Origin of the sequence: Flavobacterium sp. WC2430, from assembly GCF_040822075.1 — a bacterium.
In the GTDB taxonomy this organism is placed as follows: Bacteria; Bacteroidota; Bacteroidia; order Flavobacteriales; family Flavobacteriaceae; genus Flavobacterium.
This window is the reverse complement of sequence record NZ_CP162007.1, coordinates 942,234-962,541: the sequence shown is the minus strand read 5'-3', so window position 1 is coordinate 962,541 and position 20,308 is coordinate 942,234. Positions and strand designations below refer to the sequence as shown.

Genomic DNA, 20,308 nt, shown 5'->3' with positions numbered 1-20,308 from the left:
CTATTATTGGTTGTATTCTTTCACTGCATCGATAAATGCTTTCGCATGATCAACAGGAATATTTGGTAAAATACCATGACCTAAGTTCACGATGTATTTGTCTTTTCCAAATTCGTCAATCATTTCATGAACCATTTTCTTGATCACCGGAATTGGAGATAATAGTCTTGAAGGATCAAAATTTCCTTGCAACGTGATGTTTCCTCCTGAAAGGTATCTCGCATTTCTTGGAGAACAAGTCCAGTCTACTCCTAATGCGGAAGCGCGACTTTTTCCCATTTCGCCAAGAGCAAACCAACATCCTTTTCCGAAAACAATAACCGGAGCGTCATCGGCCAATGCTTCAACGATCTGGTTGATGTATTTCCAAGAGAATTCTTGATAATCAACAGGTGATAACATTCCGCCCCAAGAGTCAAAGATTTGAACGGCATTTACGCCCGCTTTTACTTTTTCTTTTAGGTATAAAATAGTGGTGTCAGTGATTTTTTGTAGTAAAACATGTGCTGCTTCTGGATGTGAGAAACAAAAACCTTTCGCTTTATCAAAGCTTTTAGATCCTTGTCCTTCTACAGCATAACACATAATTGTCCAAGGCGAACCTGCAAAACCAATTAAAGGCACCTCATCGTTCAACATTTCTTTTGTCAATTTAATCGCATCAAAAACGTATCCTAAAGTTTCGTGAACATCAGGAACAATTACTTTTTCCACATCTTGAATCGTACGAATAGGATTTGGTAAATATGGACCGGAATTAGGTTTCATCTCCACATCAATTCCCATTGCTTGTGGAATCACCAAGATATCTGAAAACAAAATCGCTGCATCTGGAGCAATTCTACGAATAGGCTGAACCGTGATTTCGGCAGCTAATTCTGGAGTTTGACAACGAGTAAAAAAATCATATTTATCACGCAATGCGATAAATTCAGGCAAATATCTACCAGCTTGACGCATCATCCATACTGGCGGACGTTGTACTGTTTCTCCTTTTAATGCTCTTAAAAATAAGTCGTTTTTTATCATTTTCTTGCTATTGGCTAGTAGCTTGTGGCTTTTAGCTGATGGTTTATCTTGTTTTGTTTATTCTAATTACCTTCTTCAGGCATTGGTGTGTAATGCTGAATTACTTCGAAAATTACCTCTTCGATAGTAGGTACTTCAGGAATTACTATATTTTTGATTTTCTTCTCTTCTAGTGCAGCAGCTGTTGTACTCCCTATGCAAAAGCAGAATTCTTTTTTGATTTTATTATTCGATAAATAACTTTCAACAGCAGATGGACTGAAGAACATAATCGCATCAAAATTCTCTTGCTCTGATATTTTGAAAGGCGCTAACTTGGTTTCGTAAACTTCTATTTCATTAAAAGTAATTCCAGCGCTTTTTAATGCTTCTGGCAAAGTTTCTTTACGCAAATTTCCGCTTAAAAAAGTATAGCTTTCCTTATTGTAAATTAAAGTAATAATTTCAGCCAATTCAGATGCGTAATCTAAATACACATCAACAGTGAAACCATTTGCTTCTAGTAATTCTTTGGTTTTAATTCCTACACAAAAAACAGGTTTCGTCTTTAGAACTTCCCAACCCGTTTGTTCCATCAAACTTAACACTGCATTTTGACTGCTAAAAATCAAGTTGTTGTTAATGGTATTCAGTTCAAAAAGGTTGTTTTTAATTTCGATAAAATCTTGTTCCAAAAGATCAAAATTAGCATCAAGAAATACTTGCCTTTGTTCTTCCGACAATGTTTTGGTAGATAAAATGCTTGTTTGGCTCATTATTTTTTCAAAGTTTTTTTAATTTCGGTCATCAATTTTGTTCCGCCAGTAATAAGAATTTCTTGTGCCGAGTAAAACCCTAATTTCTTCCATTCTTCGATAGGAACAATTTTATCGATTTCAATCTTTTCTTTTCCGTCAAGCGAAAATAAAACACCTTGAAAATGAATGGTGTCCTCCTCTTCATTATATCTAGCTAAAGCTCCAATTGGTGCTGTACAGCCTCCTTCTAAAGTTTTAAGAAACTGGCGTTCTATATAGGTTACAATTTCGGTTTCAATATCATTTAAATGTGATAAAGCATCCAGTATAAAAGCATCTTCTTGCATAGCAACCACAAGCATAGCGCCTTGTGCTGGAGCAGGAATCATCCAATCTAAATTGATGAAATTCTCTGGTTTCAAATTAATACGCTCTAGCCCTGCTGCTGCAAAAATAGCTCCGTTCCAGTTGCTTTCATTTAATTTTTTCATACGGGAATTTACATTACCACGTAAATCAACTACTTTATGTGTGGGGTATTTATTCAACCATTGTGCTTGACGACGCAAACTACCCGTTGCAATAGTTCCTTCTCCATTTAGAAAATCAAGATTGCCTTTATGTACTAAAATATCTAAAGTACTTGCTCTTTCCAGAACTGCAGCTTGTACAATTCCTTTAGGTAAAGCCGTAGGAACATCTTTCATAGAATGTACCGCAATATCCACATCGCCATTAATCATGGCGACATCCAGAGTTTTTGTGAAAATTCCGGTAATTCCTAATTCGTAAAGTGGCTGGTCAAGAATAATATCTCCTGTAGATTTTACCGCTACAATTTTAGTTTTATAGCCTAAATCGTTTAACTTTTTCTCTACGGTGTGTGCTTGCCAAAGTGCTAATTCGCTATCGCGAGTTCCTATTCTTATTGTCTTTTCTGCCATTATTTTACTGTCGCACCAATTTTAAAAACTTTCTCAATCCATTCAATACTTTCATCCACCATGGTGTCATCATCTTTTAAATGATTGGCAAAGTGAGTCGTTATTTTTTGGATGATTCTGGCGCTTATAATTTCGGCCTGTTCCTCGTTGAAATCGGCTATTTTTTTACTTTGAAAATTCAGTTCTGAGTTCTTGATTGCATTCAGTTTTTCTTTCAATGCGTGAATCGTAGGTGCAAATTTTCGCCCTTTGGTCCAAACATTAAATTCTTCTTTGATTTCCTCAATGATTGCTTCGGCTGCAGGAATATGATTCTTTCTATTTTCCAAGGTTTCATCTGTCAATTGCGACAAATAATCCATGTGAATTAGTGTAACTCCTTCTAACTCCTCTACATCAGCATTTACATTTTTAGGAATTGATAAATCTAAAATCAATATCGGCTTTTTTAAGTTTAAAATTGCCTTATCTACAGTTGGGTTTTGAGCACCCGTAGCAACTACAACAACATCCGCTTTTTGTAATTCTAAGTGTAGTTCCGAATAATCTTTAACAATCAAATTTAGCTTTCCTGCTAGTTTTTCTGCTTTGTCTTTGGTCCTATTGATAAGTGTGATGTGCTCGTTCTTAGTGTGTTTAACCAAGTTTTCACATGTATTTCTACCTATTTTTCCTGTACCAAATAATAAAATGTTCTTGTTTCCAATATCTTCAACATTCTTGATGATATATTGAACCGCCGCAAAAGAAACCGAAGTTGCTCCGGAGCTAATTTCGGTATCGTTTTTTATTTTTTTGCTCGCTTGAATCACTGCATTTACTAATCGTTCCATGAAATTATTAGCTAATCCCATCGATTTTGATTGCGTAAAACTGGATCGTATTTGAGATATAATTTCAAAATCACCTAGAATCTGACTGTCTAATCCAGTTCCTACTCTAAAAATGTGACCTATTGCTTCTTGGTTTTTATAGACAAAACCTACTTTTTGAAACTCTTCAACACTTCCATTACTATTTTCACAAATCAATTTTATCAATTGAAAAGGGTGTTCTGCAAATCCGTAAATCTCGGTTCGGTTACAAGTCGAAGTAACAATTAAACTCTCGATTCCTTCGGTTTTTGCTTGTTCTAGCAAACGTGTTTTTGCTAAAGTATCTAAGCTGAATTTACCCCTCATCTCGGCATCCGCTTTTTTATAGCTTAGACCAACAGAATAAAAATAGTGATGCTTTGAAAGGTTATTATTTTTCATATTAATACTTTTCCAGAAAGTCGAACAAAATTATCACTATAGTCTTTATAAAAGTAACGCTGTAAGTACTATTTGTGTCGCTCTGTGTTTTTTTATTTCTAAAGTGCTAAAAATGGACAAAAAACGCTATTTTTGTACTGAAATCAAGTTGTCTGGTTCAATCTATTTAGAGTCGTTCTAAATAAATAATACTGATAATTATCATTTTACCTCAAAAAAAATGTCGCTATGGGTTCACAAGAAATTATAAAAATAGAGGATGATTTTACATTAATTCGCTTTCAAAATGACGGTGTTGAAACTTTTAATGCACAACGCGAAGTGAGTAGTGGGCTGATTCAGTTTCACTTTGGTCTAAAAGGAAGTGCTAAATTTATTTTCAACCAAGGAAATTATGCATTGGATTTAAAAGAAGAAAAATCGTTACTTTTATATAATCCACAAAAAGAATTGCCCTTAAATTTAGAATTGGCACCAAATTCATGGGTAATATCAGTAATTATCTCCATCAAAAAATTTCATGCGTTGTTTTCTGCAGAAGCGGATTATATTACTTTTTTAAGTGGAGACAATAAAGACAAAAAATACTATAACGAAGGAAACATTAGCCCGTCTATGGCAATTGTTTTGAGTCAGTTGTTTCATTATAATTTACATCCTTCTATAAAAAACCTCTATTACAAAGGAAAAGGATATGAACTTCTAAGTTTGTATTTCAATAGAACTGAAGATCCTAATGCAGAACAATGTCCGTTTTTAATCGATGAAGACAATGTTATGAAAATTAGAAAAGCCAAAGAAATCATTATTGCCAATATGGCCGAACCACCTGGTTTACAAGAATTAGCCGATGAAATAGGTTTGAATTTGAAGAAATTAAAAATGGGTTTCAAACAAATTTATGGCGATACTGTTTATGGGTTTCTATTTGATTATAAAATGGATTTTGCTCGAAAACTTCTTGACAGCGGTTCCTATAATGTAAATGAAGTAGGGTTGAAAATAGGCTATAGTACTGGAAGCCACTTTATAGCGGCTTTCAAGAAAAAATTTGCAACAACTCCCAAAAAATACTTGATGTCAATCAATCCAAACACCTAGTTAAGATTGATTTTCTATATTAAACAATAAATAAAAAATAGTTAATCCCAATTTATAAAAAAGTAAGTTTAGTTACTTTTACGAAACAAATTCCTCATTCTTCGAACACGAGGTTTTACCCGAACTGGCGAAGCAATGACAACAATGAAAAATTATATAATTTATGAAAGGTGTATTATTAGTAAATTTAGGTTCTCCCGAAAGTCCCACTCCCAAAGACGTTAAACCCTATTTAGATGAATTTTTAATGGATAAATACGTAATTGACGTTCCGTTTTTATTGAGAGCATTATTAGTTCGCGGAATTATTTTACAAACAAGACCTAAAAAATCGGCTGCTGCTTACGCAAAAATATGGTGGGACGAAGGTTCTCCATTAGTTGTCATTTCTAAAAGAATGTTTACAAAAGTAAAACAACAAGTCGAAATACCCGTTTCTTTAGCGATGCGTTATGGAAACCCATCCATCTTATCTGGACTTCAAGAATTACGTGATAAAGGCGTGACTGAAGTATTGCTTTTCCCTTTGTACCCACAACATGCAATGGCATCAACTACAACAATACTAGTACTTGCTGAGGAATTACGTAAAAAACATTTCCCAGAAATGAAATTTACATCGGTACCTGCTTTTTACAATAAACCCGATTACATCCAAAACCTAGCGGATTCTATAAAAGGACATTTGGCTAATTTTGAATACGATCATTTATTGTTCTCTTATCATGGAATTCCTGAGCGTCACATTCGTAAAACAGATGTTACCAAATCCCATTGTACAATTGACGGTTCTTGCTGTAATACTCCTTCTCCAGCTCATGAATTTTGTTACCGTCACCAATGTTATGAAACTACAAAACAAGTCGTTAAATTATTGGGTATTCCAGAAGGAAAATACAGCCAAACTTTTCAATCGCGATTAGCAGGAGACAAATGGCTTACTCCATACACTGATGTTGAAGTAAACAAAATGCCCGAGAAAGGAATCAAAAAACTAGCAGTTGTAACACCCGCTTTTGTATCCGATTGTTTAGAAACACTGGAAGAAATTGCCATGGAAGCCAACCACCAGTTCAAAGAACATGGAGGAGAAGAGTTCCTTGCAATCCCTTGTTTAAATGATGGAGATGAATGGTGCGGTACGGTAAGTAAATGGATTAACAATTGGGCAATATCAAAAAATTTAAACTATTAAATGGCTGTAACTGCCGATGAATTAGGAACACAAGACATAAAGAAACTCTTGATTAAGCAAGCAGTTCCTGCATCAATAGGTATTCTCTTTATGTCAGTTAATATATTAATTGACACCATATTTGTAGGCCAATGGATCGGTTCATTAGCTATTGCGGCTGTAACCGTCGTCTTACCCATTACTTTCTTAATTTCCTCTTTAGGAATGGCTATTGGCGTAGGTGGCGGTTCCGTACTTTCCAGAGCATTAGGAGCCAATAATAAAGAAAAAGCATTACTTACTTTTGCGAATCAAATCTTGATGACTTTTCTATTGTCCTCACTTTTTGTAGTAATTGGTATTTTTTTTAGCAGTGAGATGTTATTGTTATTTGGAGCAAAGGGCGCCATTGTAGCACCTGCAACAGCATTTTTCTTCCCCATTATATTTTCTGTGCCTTTTTTAGCACTTTGTATGATGGGAAATAATATTATAAGAGCCGAAGGAAAAGCAAAATTTGCGATGTTTGCCATGATAATTCCTGCATTTGTAAATATTGGTTTGGACATTCTTTTTATAAAAATCATGAATTTAGGAATGCATGGAGCTGCTTTGGCTACAGCCATATCCTACTTTATGTGCTTTTTGTTTGTACTTTGGTTTTTTATTTTTAAAAGCGAATTAAAACTTAAAAAGAAGCATTTTAAATTTAACTTTCCCATTATAAAAGAAATTACAGAACTTAGTTTTGTCACTTTTTCAAGACAAGGCGTAGTAAGTATTTTATCTATTATACTCAACCATACTTTATACACCTATGGTGGTGAACACGCCATTGCTATTTATGGAATAATCAGTAGAATGCTCATGTTTTGTTTATTCCCCATTTTAGGGATTACTCAAGGTTTTCTTCCCATTGCTGGGTATAACTATGGTGCTGGCAATTATAACAGAGTAGAAGAAAGCATAAAAATTTCCATTAAATACGCCACACTTTTGGCAGCTATTATTTTTGTTTTCATCTTGTTTTATGCAACACCAATTGTCGCAGTTTTCACTACAGATCCAAAAGTAATTGCAGAAACTCCCAATGCTTTACGATGGGTTTTTGCCGCTTCACCCATTATTGCGATACAATTAATTGGCGCAGCCTATTTTCAAGCTGTAGGAAAAGCAAAAAAAGCTTTATTGTTGACATTAAGCAAACAAGGATTTTTCTTAATTCCATTAGTACTCATACTACCAAATTTTTTCGGTATTTTTGGAGTATGGGTTGCCTTTCCAATTGCAGACGTATTGTCAACACTACTTACAGGCTATTTTCTAAAAAAAGAAATCAATCTTAAATCGATTAAAAATCAAGATGGAATATTATAATTATCTAAAATCCTTACACCTCATCTTTGTAATCACCTGGTTTGCAGGTTTATTTTACATTGTCCGTTTGTTTGTTTATCAAATTGAAGCCGCTCAGAAACCTTCTCCAGAAAAAGAAATATTACAAAAACAGTATAAAATAATGACGTATCGTCTGTGGTATATCATCACTTGGCCGTCAGCAATTTTAGCGAGTATATTTGCATTTTGGATGTTGCTTTTTACAGACTTAGGAAAATCATGGTTGCAAATGCCTTGGATGCATGTAAAACTTGGCTTTGTATTTGTATTGTATTTATATCATGGAAAATGCCATCAAATATTCAAGCAATTGCAAAACGACGAAGTAAAATACACAACAAATTTTATGCGCCTTTGGAATGAAGGAGCTACAATCATCCTTTTTGCAGTAGTCTTTTTAGTTGTTCTAAAAAATGCGGTCAATTGGATTTATGGTGTTGTTGGAATTTTTTTATTTTCAATTTTAATCATGTTAGGATTTAAATTTTATAAAAAAATTCGAGAAAAAAATCAATTATAATTATGCTAAAAGGGTTCAAATTATCTATGCTTTCACTGCGAATTCGAATTTTTCTTTCGATGATCGTATTGATAATTGTAGCCTCTGTTTTACTTGCTTCTATTTCAATAATCCAATTTAAAAACGAAGCCAAAGAATACCATCAAGAGCGATTAGAACGCAAAGAAAATGCAGTACGTGAGCATATTAATTATGTCCTTTCCACTACTACATATCCTTTGACTACAGAGAATTTAGATTTAATATTCAAAGATAAAATCCATGAACTGGCCCACATTCATAATATTGAAATAAACATCTACAGTTTAGACGGAAAACTATTAAAATCATCCAAAGAATCCTTTTCGGTGGATAGCGTTTCTCCTCCTATTCCTAAATACATTCTAAAACTAGTTCGGTCTTCAATTGAAAAGCGATATGTAGACATAAAGACCGTAAATGGAGTTAAAAACCGGTCTTCTTTTACACAAATTAAGGACGATAAATTCAAGCCGTTAGGGATTTTAAACCTCCCTTATCTGGAAGATGACGGATTTTATGACAAGGAATTAAATAGTTTCCTCATTCGTTTAGGCCAAGTATATTCCTTCATGTTAATTGTTGCCTTTGCATTAGCTTACTTTCTTTCCTCTTACATTACAAAATCGTTAAAGACTATTTCTGACCGATTATACGAAACGAGTTTGAATCAAAAAAACAAGAAAATTGTATTAGAAGCTAGCAGCAAAGAAATAAATTTATTGATTACGGCTTACAATCGAATGGTGGACGAACTAGAAATTAGTGCTGTAAAACTGGCACAAAGTGAAAGAGAGGAAGCTTGGCGCGAAATGGCCAAACAAGTGGCTCATGAAATCAAAAATCCGTTGACTCCAATGCGATTAACGGTACAAAGTTTTCAACGAAAATTTGACCCAACCGCTGCCGATGTTAAACAAAAAATGAATGATTATTCAGAAACATTAATCCAGCAAATTGATACTATGAACGCTGTTGCTTCTGCTTTTTCTAATTTTGCCTCTATGCCTGCGCAGCAAAACGAGACGTTGAATGTTGTTGAAGTTGTCGAATTGACCTTAGATATTTTCAATGAAGAGGAGATTGTTTTTAAAAGTGAATCTCCAGAGATCATATCTAAAATTGACCGAACACAACTCATCCGAATTATAACTAATTTGGTTAAAAATGCCATTCAGTCTATTCCAGAACAACAAGATGACAAAACAGTGCATGTAACGGTTAAAAGAGATAATGATAAAGTATTAATTATGGTCAAGGATAACGGAATAGGGATTAAACCCGAGGATATTAACCGTATCTTTGAACCCAAGTTTACTACTAAAAATAGTGGTATGGGATTAGGACTTGGTATTATCAAAAATATTATTGAAAATTATAAAGGAACAATTACCTTTGAAACAGAATATGGAACAGGAACTACTTTTACTGTTTCCTTACCTATAATTAACTCTTAAATTACTAGAATGAACTACGAAAATATACTTATTACTACCGGAAATAATATTGCAACAATAACGATTAACCGTCCGACAAAATTGAATGCGTTGAACAAATTGACAATCCAAGAATTACATCAAGCATTTCAAGAATTAGAAAAAAGTTATGACATTAGGGTAATCATCTTAACGGGTAGTGGAGAAAAAGCTTTTGTTGCGGGAGCAGATATTGCAGAATTTGCCGATTTTTCTGTGGAAGAAGGAGTTCAATTGGCAGCACAAGGACAAGACACCTTATTTAATTTTGTTGAAAACCTTAAAATTCCAGTGATAGCAGCCGTAAATGGTTTCGCTTTAGGTGGAGGTTTAGAACTTGCTATGGCTTGCCATATTAGAGTTGCATCCGATAATGCTAAAATGGGCTTACCAGAAGTATCTCTTGGAGTTATTCCAGGTTATGGAGGAACACAACGTTTGCCACAATTAATAGGTAAAGGGCGCGCTATGGAAATGATTATGACTGCAGGAATGGTTAACGCTGATGAAGCATACAGAACTGGTTTAATAAATCACATCGTTCCTCAAGCTGAACTTTTAAATTTCTGTAATGGAATTGCTCAAAAAATTATGAAAAATTCTCCTGTGGCAATTAGCATGGCTATCAATGCGGTGAATGCAAATTATAAAGAAGGTGAAAACGGTTTTCAAACAGAGATAAAATCCTTTGGAAAATGTTTTGGAACCGATGATTTTAAAGAAGGAACTACTGCCTTTTTAGAAAAAAGAAAAGCTGTTTTTACTGGAGAATAAATCAATATAATTAAAAATATACCGCAGATTCACAGCAATTAAAACTATGAATCTGCGGTTTTCTATTTATAAAAATAAAGTTTTCATAGAATACATTCCTCTTTTCACTTACAAAACCTAATTTTGCACTCTCTCTTTAAGAGAAAATCAAACCTAAAATTAAACTCATGTCATACGAACCAATATTCGCCCTTTTTTGGGAAAGCGTAAAAAAAAGCATTCAAGAAGGTACTTATGCCAAATTAACTTTGGCAAAAACTATTGGTGATACCGAATTAAAAAACATCTATGTACGACCTGTTTTATTGGAAGATGACGGCTATACTCTGTCGCTCACAGCGCGTTATAAAACAGAAGAAATTGAAAGCTTTCACACTTTGGATGATGCTTACGCAATTTTGTTTCCATACATGAACAATCCGTTTTTAACAGCACTATTGTTCACAACTGAAAATGACATTACTTTTAAACTCAACAAGAAAAGAGTGGCAAGTATTATTGAGCAAGCACCTACTTTTAAAAATGCGTCAGATGTAATAATCGAAATGAAAGAAAAAGGGATTATTTAAGATATTCGATTTTTAATTAACGATTTTTGATTTCAATCAGCAATCAAAAATCGTTAATCTTCATTCATGAATCATTACTTTTCCCCATCCCATTCCGCATAAAACTGGGACAAAAAACCTTCCATATAGCGGTGTCTTTCGGCTGCAATCGTTTTTCCTGAAGCAGTATTCATTTTATCTTTTAAGAGCAATAATTTTTCATAAAAATGATTGATTGTTGGTGCCTCATTATTTTTATATTCTTCCTTATTCATCTTTGTGTTTGGAGCGATATTAGGGTCATAGAGCACTCTATTTTTGAATCCTCCATAATTGAATGTTCTTGCAATTCCAATAGCGCCTATGGCATCCAAACGGTCTGCATCCTGAACAATATCCAATTCTATAGACGAGAAGTTCTTTTCAAAGTTTCCGCCTTTAAAAGAGATGTTTTCAATGATTTTTACAACATGCCTAATTGTGGCTTCATCTTCATTTTCCTTTTCTAAAAATGCTCTTGCTGTCTTTGGGCCTATTGTTTCATCACCACCATGAAATTTACTGTCAGCAATATCATGTAGCAGCGCACCTAACTTCACTACAGTTAGATCACAAACTTCGTCATTAGCAATTAATATACTGTTTTTATACACCCTTTCGATATGAAACCAGTCATGTCCACCCTCAGCATTATTGAGTTTTTCTTTTACAAAAGCGATTGTTTTACTAATAATATCTGTGTTGTTCATTTTTTATAATTTTAAAAAAAATGTTGATTTTCAAAGTTTTAACACTTTAAAAATCAACATTTATATATTTGAATCTATCTATTCAGTCATAAAGACTATAATCTTGCAGGTTCAACCCATTTAAAAATATGAGTTTCTTGAGGAATTACAATTCTTTCCGAAATTCTAGCCATTCTTGCTGGTAGTTTCATCAAGTAATCCCGCGCTTTCTCGGCTTCATCCGTTAAACCTGAGATTTTATCAATTTCCCATTTGTCAATTAATTTTTGCATGATTTCGACATAATCATTAGCTGTGTAAACCCCAATACGTTGTGCTGAATCAGAAAATAATTCAAAAGCAGAACTTATTTTTGCTCCTGATTCTCTCAAGAAATGCGCTGGCATCACAATTTTAGCTTTCATCATGTATTGAAAAGCAAGCATCATTTCGCTAGGATCAATTTTGAAAATCTGATTTACAAATTCACTATACGCATGGTGATGGCGCATTTCGTCACCAGCAATCATTTTACACATTTTAGCTAATTTTTTATCTCCATAGCTTTTCGCTAATTGAGAAACTCTATTGTGAGAAACATAAGTAGCTAATTCTTGAAAACTAGTGTAAACAAAGTTCTTATAAGGATCTCTACCAGTACCAATATCAAAACCGTCGTTGATAAGATGCTGTGTTGTCATTTCAATTTCGCGCATATTTACACGACCAGATAAATACAAATATTTATTTAGTAAATCTCCATGACGGTTTTCTTCACCTGTCCACTGACGAACCCATTGGGCCCAACCGTTTCTCTCTAGATTATCTACACCTTCAACTTCCATTAACCAGTTTTCATAGGTTGGCAAAGCCTCTTCGGTAATCATATCTCCTACCATTGCTACCCAGAAATCGTAAGGTAAGTCCTTAGATATTTCACGTAACTCTTTTACTTCTTCTAAGAAATTATCGCTTTCAGAATTAGGTAAAAAATCAGAGGGTTGCCATATTTCTTCAACAGGTATTAAATACTGATCAACATAGCTTGCCACGTTTTTTTCTAAAAACTGCATTACTTCTAATCGAATGTTTTTTATTGACATTTTATATAAATTAAAATTTTATTCCTTTTACTATGGCGCTTTCAGCCTTTTCTATGATCTCTTCAAATTTAAATTCACTAACCTTTAAAGGCTTATGAATTACAAAGGTAAGGCGATTTCCTAAACCAAGTGGAAAAAAACCATATTTCACAACTTTCCATGAATTATTTATACTTATTGGAACTACATAAGCCGATGGAGCATACTTGCACAATATCTTTAGTCCGCTTTGTGCAAACGGTTTTGGATGACCCGTTTTACTTCGTGTTCCTTCAGGGAAAATTACAGCTGAACGATTGTTTTTTTCAATATACTCAGATAACCCTTTAATTGCTGGTATGGCTTGTTTTGGATCTTTTCTATCAATAAGCGCTGAACCTCCGTGCCTTAAATTATACGAAACACTTGGAATTCCTTTTCCTAATTCCTTTTTGCTGACAAACTTACAATGAAAACGACGCATAAACCAAATCATAGCAATGATATCATACATACTTTGATGGTTGGATACAAATATTAATGGAACCCCTTTAGGGATACTATCCAAATTTTCAAACTTATAAGTTGTCCCTAAAAGATTCGTGCATTTGAGTAAAAAAAAATTCAGATAATCAACACTCACTTTATGAGCTTGATATCCAAATAAATTAAAACAAACCCATTGAATAGGATGAAATACAACCAACGTAAGACCAAAACACAAATAATATATGACGGATATGGGATACGAAATCAGTTTTTGCATGCTAAATAAATTAGACACAAAAGTAATAAATATATTTTTAGTGGTATTTAATTCCTAAACAATAATAGGTTTCGGGTTTAATTGTACCTTTGCTTTTTAGAAATCTTTGCCTTTTTTTATAGAAATGAACTTCACTTATTCCAAAAACGAAAAACTTAAAAGTAAAATTACGATTGGATTATTGTTTTCTGAAGGGAAATCGGTTTCCAAATACCCTTTACGATTGGTTTACTATGCCGATGACACCGTTGATGCTCAAAAAATAAAAATGGGCGTTTCTGTTTCGAAAAAGCACTTTAAAAAAGCGGTTGACCGAAATTATTTCAAACGAGTGCTCCGGGAAACCTACCGCCTTAACAAGCATCTCCTTATTGATAGTTTAGATAAACCCTATGCTTTTATGTTTTTTTACCAAAGCAAAGACCGCCTATCATTCGAAGAAATCAATACCAAAACAATTCAATTGTTTGAGAAGTTTATAGCTCAAACTGCAAAAAAAGAAACCCATGAAAATGGCAATGATTCTATTACGGGATAATTTTTATTTTTTCAAATAAAATGAACATACAGTTTACTACATAAATGAATTTATTATTGCTTAATTTAGTAATCTTTAAATTTAGAATCTAAATGCTATGGCCCCTTTTTTCAAAAAAAAATACATCATCCCTATTCTCGCTTCGGCCTTTATATTTGTAGGTGCGAGTTTCAAAAACGATTTTTTTGAAATTGCGAAGCAAATAGAAATATTCACTACTCTTTTCAAGGAATTGAACACTAATTATGTGGACGAAACAAATCCGGGAGAGTTAATGGATAGCGCTATCAAAGGCATGCTAGCCAGTCTTGACCCTTACACTGTTTATTTCAATGAGCAAGATGTATTACGATTTAAAATAAACAACACTGGCGAATATACCGGAATAGGCGCTTTAATTACTCGAAAACAAGATAAATTAATAATTAAAGAAATCTATAAAAATTTTCCTGCCGATAAAGCGGGTTTCAAACCTGGTGATGAAATTATTCAAATAGGTGATGTGCTTTTATCTGATTTCAAAGAGGATGCTTCACAATTATTAAAAGGGGCAAAAAACACCAAAATTGACATCAAATACATCCGTCAAGGTAAGGTGAATACGGCACAGATTATTTTGGACGAAGTTGAAATCAAATCAGTTCCCTTCTTCACCAAAATAGATGAAAAAACGGGCTATATTGTTTTAGCTCATTTTAACAAAAAAGCATCTAATGAAACCAAAGAAGCATTAGAATCACTAAAGAGACAAGGTGCCGAAAGAATCATTTTAGATTTAAGAGGAAATCCAGGCGGGCTTTTAAATGAAGCCGTGAACATTTGTAATTTATTTGTACCAAAAAATGAAGTCATTGTCACTACAAAATCAAAAATTGAAAACCACAACAACACTTATAAAACCGCTTTTGACCCTGTAGACACTCAAATTCCATTAGTTATTATTGTAAACGGAAGAAGTGCATCAGCATCCGAAATTGTTTCGGGAGCTTTACAAGATTTAGATCGCGCCGTTATTGTGGGGAGTAGAAGTTTTGGGAAAGGACTCGTTCAAAAGCCTATTGATTTGACATACAACACACAATTAAAAGTAACTATTTCTCGTTATTACACTCCGTCAGGCAGATGCATTCAAGCGTTAGACTATGCACATAAAGACAAAAATGGTGCAGCTACGAGAACTTCTGAAAAAAATTATAATGCTTTTAAAACACGTAAAGGAAGAACGGTTTATGATGGTGGAGGCGTTTCTCCTGATATCGAACTTAAAGAATCAAACACTAGTGTTATCACTGATGCTTTACTAAAAAATGATGGTATCTTTAATTATGTAACTCGTTATTATTATAAGAATCCAAATCTAGGAGATAAAATCCCCACTATAACTGATGCCGATTATCAAGATTTCAAACTGTTTTTAAAAGCAGAAAAATTCTCTTTTGATACGGAAACAGAATTGGCTTTAAAGAATACTTTGGCTGTAGCCAAAAAAGAAAAAATTGACGATACTATTAGTACTGAATATCAACAATTACTGAATGCTCTTCAAAAGAGTGAAGAAACACAATTAGACAAAAATAAAGAAGAAATTAAAAAAATTATTGTTGAAGAAATCATTAAAAGATATCAATATCAAGAAGGATTTTATCAATATTATATAAAAAACAATTCGGAAATTCAAAAATCAATCGACATTTTAAACAATACCACAAACTATAAAAACATCCTGAAAATTTAATGCTCAACTATTTAAAGTTAATTACATTACTGTCTTTTGGTTGTCTTTTTGCGCAAGAAAAAAAAGTCGAAACAATCTATTTTGATTTTGATAAATATAGCATTGACAGCCAACAAGAAGAAGCCATTCTTGATTTTGTCACAAAAGCGGATACCACAGTTATAGAATCCATACAAATTTATGGCTACTGTGACGATAGAGGCAATAATGACTATAACTATAAATTATCCGAAGACAGAGTCAACACTGTAAAGGCAGTACTCACTTCTCATGGATTTAATAAAAATAAAATTGTAATCATTGAAGGAAAAGGGCGCGTAATAATAACAGAAGATGTCTTCGCAAACTTAGCAGAAATTCGCTCCAAAAATAGACGTGTAGATTTATTAATAGTTAAAAAAAATAGTTTTGGAAAAGGAATTTATAATTCTATTCAAGAGAAGCATAGTGTAGGTGATCGTATTTATTTTGAAAATATCCTATTTCAACTTGGAAGTAGTAAATTAAGTCCAAACTCAAAAAAGGAGTTGGATAAGATTGCCGAACAACTTCAGAAAAACAAAAATATTGAATTTGAAATTAGAGGTCATGTGTGCTGTACTCCCAGCTACTATTATGATGCAATTGATCGGGCAACCAACGAAAGAAAATTGTCTTTAAATCGGGCCAAAATTGTATTCTGGTATTTAATTTCAAAAAATGTCAATAGCCTTCGAATGACTTATAAAGGGTGTGGAAACAAATTCCCCTTAGGAAAAGGGGAAGAAGTTGACCGCAGAGTAGAGTTTTTAATTACTAAGATTTAATCCTTTGTCATCTCTATATGTGGGATATCATCCTCTAAATACATTTCACTCGTTTGAACAAATCCATGACTTTCATAAAATTTTTTTAGATACAATTGAGCACCAATCGTAATTTTACTTTGGTTAAAGTGTTGTTTAATTCCAGCAATTGCTTCTCGCATTAAATCATGCCCCCATTTTCTGTCGCGATAATTTGCATCTACAACTACTCTACCTATTGAAGCATTATCAAAACTAATTCCTGCTTTAAAAAGGCGAGCGTGTGCCACAATTTTACCATCATATTCCGCAAAAAGATGCAATGCAATCTTATCCTTGCCGTCAAGGTCCAAATAAACACAGTTTTGCTCCACTACAAAGATCTCACTTCTTAATTTTAGTAAATCATATAGCTCATGAACTGAAAGTGCGTCAAAAGGCTTTATTTTCCATTCTATTGTCATTGGTAATTGTTATCTTGAGTGTGAATATAAAATTTAAAATCGCGAATTTAACAAATTGTTATTTAATAATTTTAACTGATTTAATAATAGACTCCAACTCGTGCATTAGATCTCTTTTTTCTTTTGAAGGGGAGTAACTAAATCCTTCCAAAACTAAAACTCTGTTGTGTTCTTCATCTATAATCGCATAATTAATAAAGGGACCCGACATAAAATCATTCTTCAATTCCCATGTTCCCTTTGTTTCATAAGCTACTTTGCCGTCTAGTTTTATCTTGAAAAAATATGGTGCATACGCTTCCTCAGTAATTAAATCCGTATTGGGTTCTTTTCCATGAATGTACAATCCTCCAATAGAATCGCGCATACTTATGATACTTGTAACTAGGTTATTTCCTTTCTTAAGTGCATTTATAGGAACTTGATAAAGTAACAAGCTTGTATTCCCACTTATAATTTCTTTTTTCAACCATATAAAGTTTTCCTGTTGTATTACGTATTGATAACTGGTAGGAACCTCTAAATTTATATGGAATTTATCGGTAATTATTTTAGGGGCTAGTAGTGATTTTTTATTTATCCTTTGACATTCTTCAATTTCGGTTTTACGGATTAATTTAATTATTTCTGGGCTGTGTTTTTGAATAATTGCAATAATATCGCTTCCCGTTTTACCTGAAATATGGAATACATTTTGAGGGGATGCATATTGGTCTTTATTTATTTCAAAGTTATTTTTTTCGCCTTTTTTTATAACGATAATATTGCGACTGTCCGTCATAAATCCTTCCATAAGTTTAACTGGATATTGATTTATAGTAAAAAGAGGTTCTTCTTGTGGCAGTCCAATAACTGGTGAGGCAAACTTATTTCTGACACTGTCACCTACTTCACCATTCCATAATTGATCATCAATAATTACTGAAATAGTATTTATTGCTCCTGTTGTTTTACGTGGAATTAAATCGTCTTTCTTTTTACAAGAAAAAAATAAAACGAGAATAATAAGTAGAAAAAATAAATGGTTTTTGTTCATTATGATTCAATTATGAATTCAAACCCAAATTTATTGAAGATTATTGTATTAACCATTAATTTTCAATTTCATTCCTGGTTTAATCCCTTCAGTGCGAATATCATTCCATTTTTTAAGATCTGAGACGGATACTCCTGGATATTTTTTTGAAATGCTATACAAAGAGTCCCCTTTTTGAACATAATAATCAATTGCTTTGTTTACTGAAGCTTTCGAATAATTATCTTTTTTCTTAAACGAACTTGCTGTTGCATTATCGGTAGTAATGGCTACTTCATTTTTGGCCACAATCAAAGAACTTCCAACAGATATATTTTGATTCGATAAATTATTCCATTCTTTTAAGTCAGCTATTGCTGTTCCAAATTTTCTTGAAATAATACTTAGATTATCCCCTTTTAAAACCGTATAATTAATGTCTTTTAACGCTGCTGGTTCTGGTGTAATTGCAACTACATCTTCTTTGGTTTCTTCTACTATAGTAGCCGAGACTTGTAGTGATTTTCCAGGTTGAATTATGGATGCTGAAAGATGATTCCATTCTTTAATATCTGCAATCGAAACATTATTTTTTTCAGCAATCACATTTAAATTATCCCCTTTTTGAACAACATAAAAAGAAGTACTATTAGGTGATAAACTATCCGATTTTACTTCTTTTTTAATTTTTAATTTCATGGAAGCAATTCTTTGGTTTTCTAAAATAGTTTCTCTTGAAATTGGTGCTACTTCAGGTTCTTTCTTCATTACTTTTACAATGCTTTCTGTTGAGATAATTTTTAAACTTTTACCATAGGAAATGGTATTGCTTCTTAGTTTATTCCATTTTTTTAAATCAGTTACAGCGACATCATATTTATCAGCGATGGCACCTAAATTATCCCCACGTCTTACCTTATAATACTTGGTTTTTGTACGTGTAATTGTTTGCGTTGATCCATCAGAATTTTCAACTTTAGAGACTATAGCTCTTGAGCTTTGGAACGGTTTTTCTCTACCATCTAATTCGTGTTGAACATAGGCATATATTCTATCTTCATTTGAAGTAAATAGTGCAATCTTTTCTTTGGGTAATCTTAAATAATGGTTTTCATCTCCATAAAAAGGAATTACATTTAACTTATAAGACGGGTTCAACAATTGAAGTTGAGTGACAGGCACATCCAATAAATCAGAAACTTGTTTAAAGGACATTTGTTTTTTCATTAAAATGGTATCCGTTTCAAAACGCTGCACTAGCGCTTTATCAGGTCTGATTCCATGTTCATTGTGGTATTCATAAAGATACATAGTTGCTAAAAAAGCAGGTACATATCCTTGTGTTTCTTTAGGAAGGTTTTTTCGAATGTTCCAATAGTTTTGTTTTCCTCCTGATCTTCGTATTGCTTTAGAAACATTCCCTGGACCAGAATTATAAGAAGCTAATACCAGCTCCCAATCGCCAAAAATGCCATACATATTAGACATGTATTGTGCTGCTGCAGCAGTCGCTTTTAGAGGATCACTGCGCTCATCGATATAAGAATCAATTTTTAGATTGTACTGTTTTCCTGTTTGATACATAAACTGCCATAAACCCGTTGCTCCTACTCTTGAAACGGCTCTTGGGTTTAATGCCGATTCAACCACTGCTAAATATTTGATTTCCAACGGGACATTTTTTTTCGCAAAAGCCTCTTCAAACATGGGGAAATAATAATCCGAAATAGCCATCAACTTTTCAAATGATTTTTTTCTGTACTTTAGAAAAGACCGAATTACATTTTCAAGACTCTCATTGTATTCAATTCTAAAAGGAGATTTTGCATTCATGGCCTCCAATCGCGATTTCAACAATTCAGTTGGCAATTCATAATCTACTTTTTCATCAATATTTATGTTTTCAATATCATTTGTAATGTCATTATACAAATCAAGATTTGTCAATTCTTTCATCCATAAACTATCTACACAAGACGCCATTTCATCATTGACAAAGGTTTTTTTGATAGAATCGAGATAAGATAAATTGTTTTCTATAACAACAATTCCTTTGCTTTCAGCAACTTCTTGCGAAAACAAAGGAATCGATAGCAATAGTAAAAATGCTATTGTGGTATTTTTTATATTCATGCTTTTTTATGTCAACATCCTTAATTATAAATGGTTACTACGCCATTTTTTTACAAACTTAATATGTTAGAACTAAAAAATTCAATAA

Annotated in this window: 20 protein-coding genes; 10 read left to right on the top strand and 10 right to left on the bottom strand. The window is 33.1% G+C overall.

What is annotated here, in order from left to right; translation table 11 throughout:
* Positions 1-3: 3 nt before the first annotated feature.
* The 4 genes from hemE to hemA form a co-directional block, all read right to left on the bottom strand.
* Entirely contained in the window at positions 4-1,029 is a 1,026-nt protein-coding gene (gene hemE, locus AB3G36_RS04135; protein WP_367756288.1) for a uroporphyrinogen decarboxylase, read from the bottom strand.
* A gap of 62 nt (positions 1,030-1,091) precedes the next feature.
* Positions 1,092-1,784 carry a uroporphyrinogen-III synthase gene (locus tag AB3G36_RS04130; protein ID WP_367756286.1) on the bottom strand — a complete coding sequence of 231 codons (693 nt, stop codon included), beginning with the start codon at positions 1,782-1,784 and terminating at the stop codon, positions 1,092-1,094.
* Entirely contained in the window at positions 1,784-2,710 is a 927-nt protein-coding gene (gene hemC / locus AB3G36_RS04125) for a hydroxymethylbilane synthase (RefSeq protein WP_367756285.1), read from the bottom strand. The genes AB3G36_RS04130 and hemC overlap by 1 nt, the downstream gene beginning before the upstream one ends.
* A complete protein-coding gene (gene hemA, locus AB3G36_RS04120) occupies positions 2,710-3,966 on the bottom strand; it encodes a glutamyl-tRNA reductase (protein WP_367756283.1) in 1,257 nt (418 codons plus the stop codon). The genes hemC and hemA overlap by 1 nt, the downstream gene beginning before the upstream one ends.
* A gap of 228 nt (positions 3,967-4,194) precedes the next feature.
* On the opposite strand from hemA, the gene AB3G36_RS04115 reads away from it, so the two are divergent.
* The 7 genes from AB3G36_RS04115 to AB3G36_RS04085 all read left to right on the top strand — a co-directional run bounded on the left by AB3G36_RS04115 (position 4,195) and on the right by AB3G36_RS04085 (position 10,995).
* A complete protein-coding gene (locus AB3G36_RS04115; protein ID WP_367756281.1) occupies positions 4,195-5,067 on the top strand; it encodes a helix-turn-helix domain-containing protein in 873 nt (290 codons plus the stop codon).
* Positions 5,068-5,230: 163 nt separating this feature from the next.
* Positions 5,231-6,262, top strand: a complete 1,032-nt coding sequence (hemH, locus tag AB3G36_RS04110) for a ferrochelatase (protein ID WP_367756279.1) — start codon at positions 5,231-5,233, stop codon at positions 6,260-6,262.
* Complete coding sequence (locus AB3G36_RS04105; RefSeq protein WP_367756277.1) at positions 6,263-7,618, top strand: MATE family efflux transporter; 1,356 nt, start codon at positions 6,263-6,265, stop codon at positions 7,616-7,618.
* Entirely contained in the window at positions 7,605-8,159 is a 555-nt protein-coding gene (locus AB3G36_RS04100) for a CopD family protein (RefSeq protein ID WP_367756275.1), read from the top strand. Before AB3G36_RS04105 ends, AB3G36_RS04100 begins: the two co-directional genes overlap by 14 nt.
* Positions 8,160-8,218: 59 nt before the next feature.
* Entirely contained in the window at positions 8,219-9,634 is a 1,416-nt protein-coding gene (locus AB3G36_RS04095) for a PAS domain-containing sensor histidine kinase (RefSeq protein ID WP_367757882.1), read from the top strand.
* A 9-nt stretch (positions 9,635-9,643) separates the two neighbouring features.
* Positions 9,644-10,426: an enoyl-CoA hydratase/isomerase family protein gene (locus AB3G36_RS04090; protein ID WP_367756273.1), complete on the top strand. Its 783-nt coding sequence runs from the start codon at positions 9,644-9,646 to the stop codon at positions 10,424-10,426.
* Between the two features lie 167 nt (positions 10,427-10,593).
* A complete protein-coding gene (locus AB3G36_RS04085; protein ID WP_367756271.1) occupies positions 10,594-10,995 on the top strand; it encodes a hypothetical protein in 402 nt (133 codons plus the stop codon).
* A gap of 74 nt (positions 10,996-11,069) precedes the next feature.
* On the opposite strand, the gene AB3G36_RS04080 is transcribed toward AB3G36_RS04085, so the two are convergent.
* From AB3G36_RS04080 to AB3G36_RS04070, 3 genes are all read right to left on the bottom strand, one after another.
* Complete coding sequence (locus AB3G36_RS04080) at positions 11,070-11,723, bottom strand: HD domain-containing protein (protein ID WP_367756269.1); 654 nt, start codon at positions 11,721-11,723, stop codon at positions 11,070-11,072.
* Positions 11,724-11,818: 95 nt separating this feature from the next.
* A complete protein-coding gene (locus AB3G36_RS04075; RefSeq protein WP_367756267.1) occupies positions 11,819-12,805 on the bottom strand; it encodes an acyl-ACP desaturase in 987 nt (328 codons plus the stop codon).
* A gap of 10 nt (positions 12,806-12,815) precedes the next feature.
* Positions 12,816-13,550 (bottom strand): lysophospholipid acyltransferase family protein, encoded by a 735-nt coding sequence (locus tag AB3G36_RS04070; protein ID WP_367756265.1) that lies wholly within the window; start codon positions 13,548-13,550, stop codon positions 12,816-12,818.
* A gap of 124 nt (positions 13,551-13,674) precedes the next feature.
* Here AB3G36_RS04070 and rnpA point away from each other — a divergent pair, with 124 nt between their 5' ends.
* The 3 genes from rnpA to AB3G36_RS04055 all read left to right on the top strand — a co-directional run bounded on the left by rnpA (position 13,675) and on the right by AB3G36_RS04055 (position 16,629).
* A complete protein-coding gene (gene rnpA / locus AB3G36_RS04065) occupies positions 13,675-14,088 on the top strand; it encodes a ribonuclease P protein component (RefSeq protein ID WP_367756263.1) in 414 nt (137 codons plus the stop codon).
* 97 nt (positions 14,089-14,185) lie between these two features.
* A complete protein-coding gene (locus AB3G36_RS04060; RefSeq protein WP_367756261.1) occupies positions 14,186-15,823 on the top strand; it encodes a S41 family peptidase in 1,638 nt (545 codons plus the stop codon).
* Positions 15,823-16,629: an OmpA family protein gene (locus tag AB3G36_RS04055; protein WP_367756259.1), complete on the top strand. Its 807-nt coding sequence runs from the start codon at positions 15,823-15,825 to the stop codon at positions 16,627-16,629. The genes AB3G36_RS04060 and AB3G36_RS04055 overlap by 1 nt, the downstream gene beginning before the upstream one ends.
* On the opposite strand, the gene AB3G36_RS04050 is transcribed toward AB3G36_RS04055, so the two are convergent.
* Genes AB3G36_RS04050 through AB3G36_RS04040 form a run of 3 tightly spaced genes read right to left on the bottom strand, consistent with a single transcriptional unit; the run spans position 16,626 to position 20,220 of the window.
* Complete coding sequence (locus AB3G36_RS04050; protein WP_367756257.1) at positions 16,626-17,072, bottom strand: GNAT family N-acetyltransferase; 447 nt, start codon at positions 17,070-17,072, stop codon at positions 16,626-16,628. The genes AB3G36_RS04055 and AB3G36_RS04050 overlap by 4 nt on opposite strands.
* 58 nt (positions 17,073-17,130) lie before the next feature.
* Positions 17,131-18,108 carry a DUF4837 family protein gene (locus AB3G36_RS04045; RefSeq protein WP_367756255.1) on the bottom strand — a complete coding sequence of 326 codons (978 nt, stop codon included), beginning with the start codon at positions 18,106-18,108 and terminating at the stop codon, positions 17,131-17,133.
* A gap of 48 nt (positions 18,109-18,156) precedes the next feature.
* Entirely contained in the window at positions 18,157-20,220 is a 2,064-nt protein-coding gene (locus AB3G36_RS04040; RefSeq protein ID WP_367756253.1) for a LysM peptidoglycan-binding domain-containing protein, read from the bottom strand.
* Positions 20,221-20,308: the final 88 nt, after the last annotated feature.

Bases quoted from the DNA above. Each gene is read 5' to 3' on its own strand.
- AB3G36_RS04095 (WP_367757882.1), top strand. From the start codon at position 8,219: ATGATCGTATTGATAATTGTAGCCTCTGTTTTACTTGCTTCTATTTCA.
- AB3G36_RS04080 (WP_367756269.1), bottom strand. From the start codon at position 11,723: ATGAACAACACAGATATTATTAGTAAAACAATCGCTTTTGTAAAAGAA.
- AB3G36_RS04085 (WP_367756271.1), top strand. From the start codon at position 10,594: ATGTCATACGAACCAATATTCGCCCTTTTTTGGGAAAGCGTAAAAAAA.
- AB3G36_RS04055 (WP_367756259.1), top strand. From the start codon at position 15,823: ATGCTCAACTATTTAAAGTTAATTACATTACTGTCTTTTGGTTGTCTT.
- hemE (WP_367756288.1), bottom strand. From the start codon at position 1,029: ATGATAAAAAACGACTTATTTTTAAGAGCATTAAAAGGAGAAACAGTA.
- AB3G36_RS04045 (WP_367756255.1), bottom strand. From the start codon at position 18,108: ATGAACAAAAACCATTTATTTTTTCTACTTATTATTCTCGTTTTATTT.
- hemA (WP_367756283.1), bottom strand. From the start codon at position 3,966: ATGAAAAATAATAACCTTTCAAAGCATCACTATTTTTATTCTGTTGGT.
- AB3G36_RS04040 (WP_367756253.1), bottom strand. From the start codon at position 20,220: ATGAATATAAAAAATACCACAATAGCATTTTTACTATTGCTATCGATT.
- hemH (WP_367756279.1), top strand. From the start codon at position 5,231: ATGAAAGGTGTATTATTAGTAAATTTAGGTTCTCCCGAAAGTCCCACT.
- AB3G36_RS04060 (WP_367756261.1), top strand. From the start codon at position 14,186: ATGGCCCCTTTTTTCAAAAAAAAATACATCATCCCTATTCTCGCTTCG.
- AB3G36_RS04075 (WP_367756267.1), bottom strand. From the start codon at position 12,805: ATGTCAATAAAAAACATTCGATTAGAAGTAATGCAGTTTTTAGAAAAA.
- AB3G36_RS04070 (WP_367756265.1), bottom strand. From the start codon at position 13,550: ATGCAAAAACTGATTTCGTATCCCATATCCGTCATATATTATTTGTGT.
- hemC (WP_367756285.1), bottom strand. From the start codon at position 2,710: ATGGCAGAAAAGACAATAAGAATAGGAACTCGCGATAGCGAATTAGCA.
- AB3G36_RS04090 (WP_367756273.1), top strand. From the start codon at position 9,644: ATGAACTACGAAAATATACTTATTACTACCGGAAATAATATTGCAACA.
- rnpA (WP_367756263.1), top strand. From the start codon at position 13,675: ATGAACTTCACTTATTCCAAAAACGAAAAACTTAAAAGTAAAATTACG.
- AB3G36_RS04100 (WP_367756275.1), top strand. From the start codon at position 7,605: ATGGAATATTATAATTATCTAAAATCCTTACACCTCATCTTTGTAATC.
- AB3G36_RS04130 (WP_367756286.1), bottom strand. From the start codon at position 1,784: ATGAGCCAAACAAGCATTTTATCTACCAAAACATTGTCGGAAGAACAA.
- AB3G36_RS04105 (WP_367756277.1), top strand. From the start codon at position 6,263: ATGGCTGTAACTGCCGATGAATTAGGAACACAAGACATAAAGAAACTC.
- AB3G36_RS04050 (WP_367756257.1), bottom strand. From the start codon at position 17,072: ATGACAATAGAATGGAAAATAAAGCCTTTTGACGCACTTTCAGTTCAT.
- AB3G36_RS04115 (WP_367756281.1), top strand. From the start codon at position 4,195: ATGGGTTCACAAGAAATTATAAAAATAGAGGATGATTTTACATTAATT.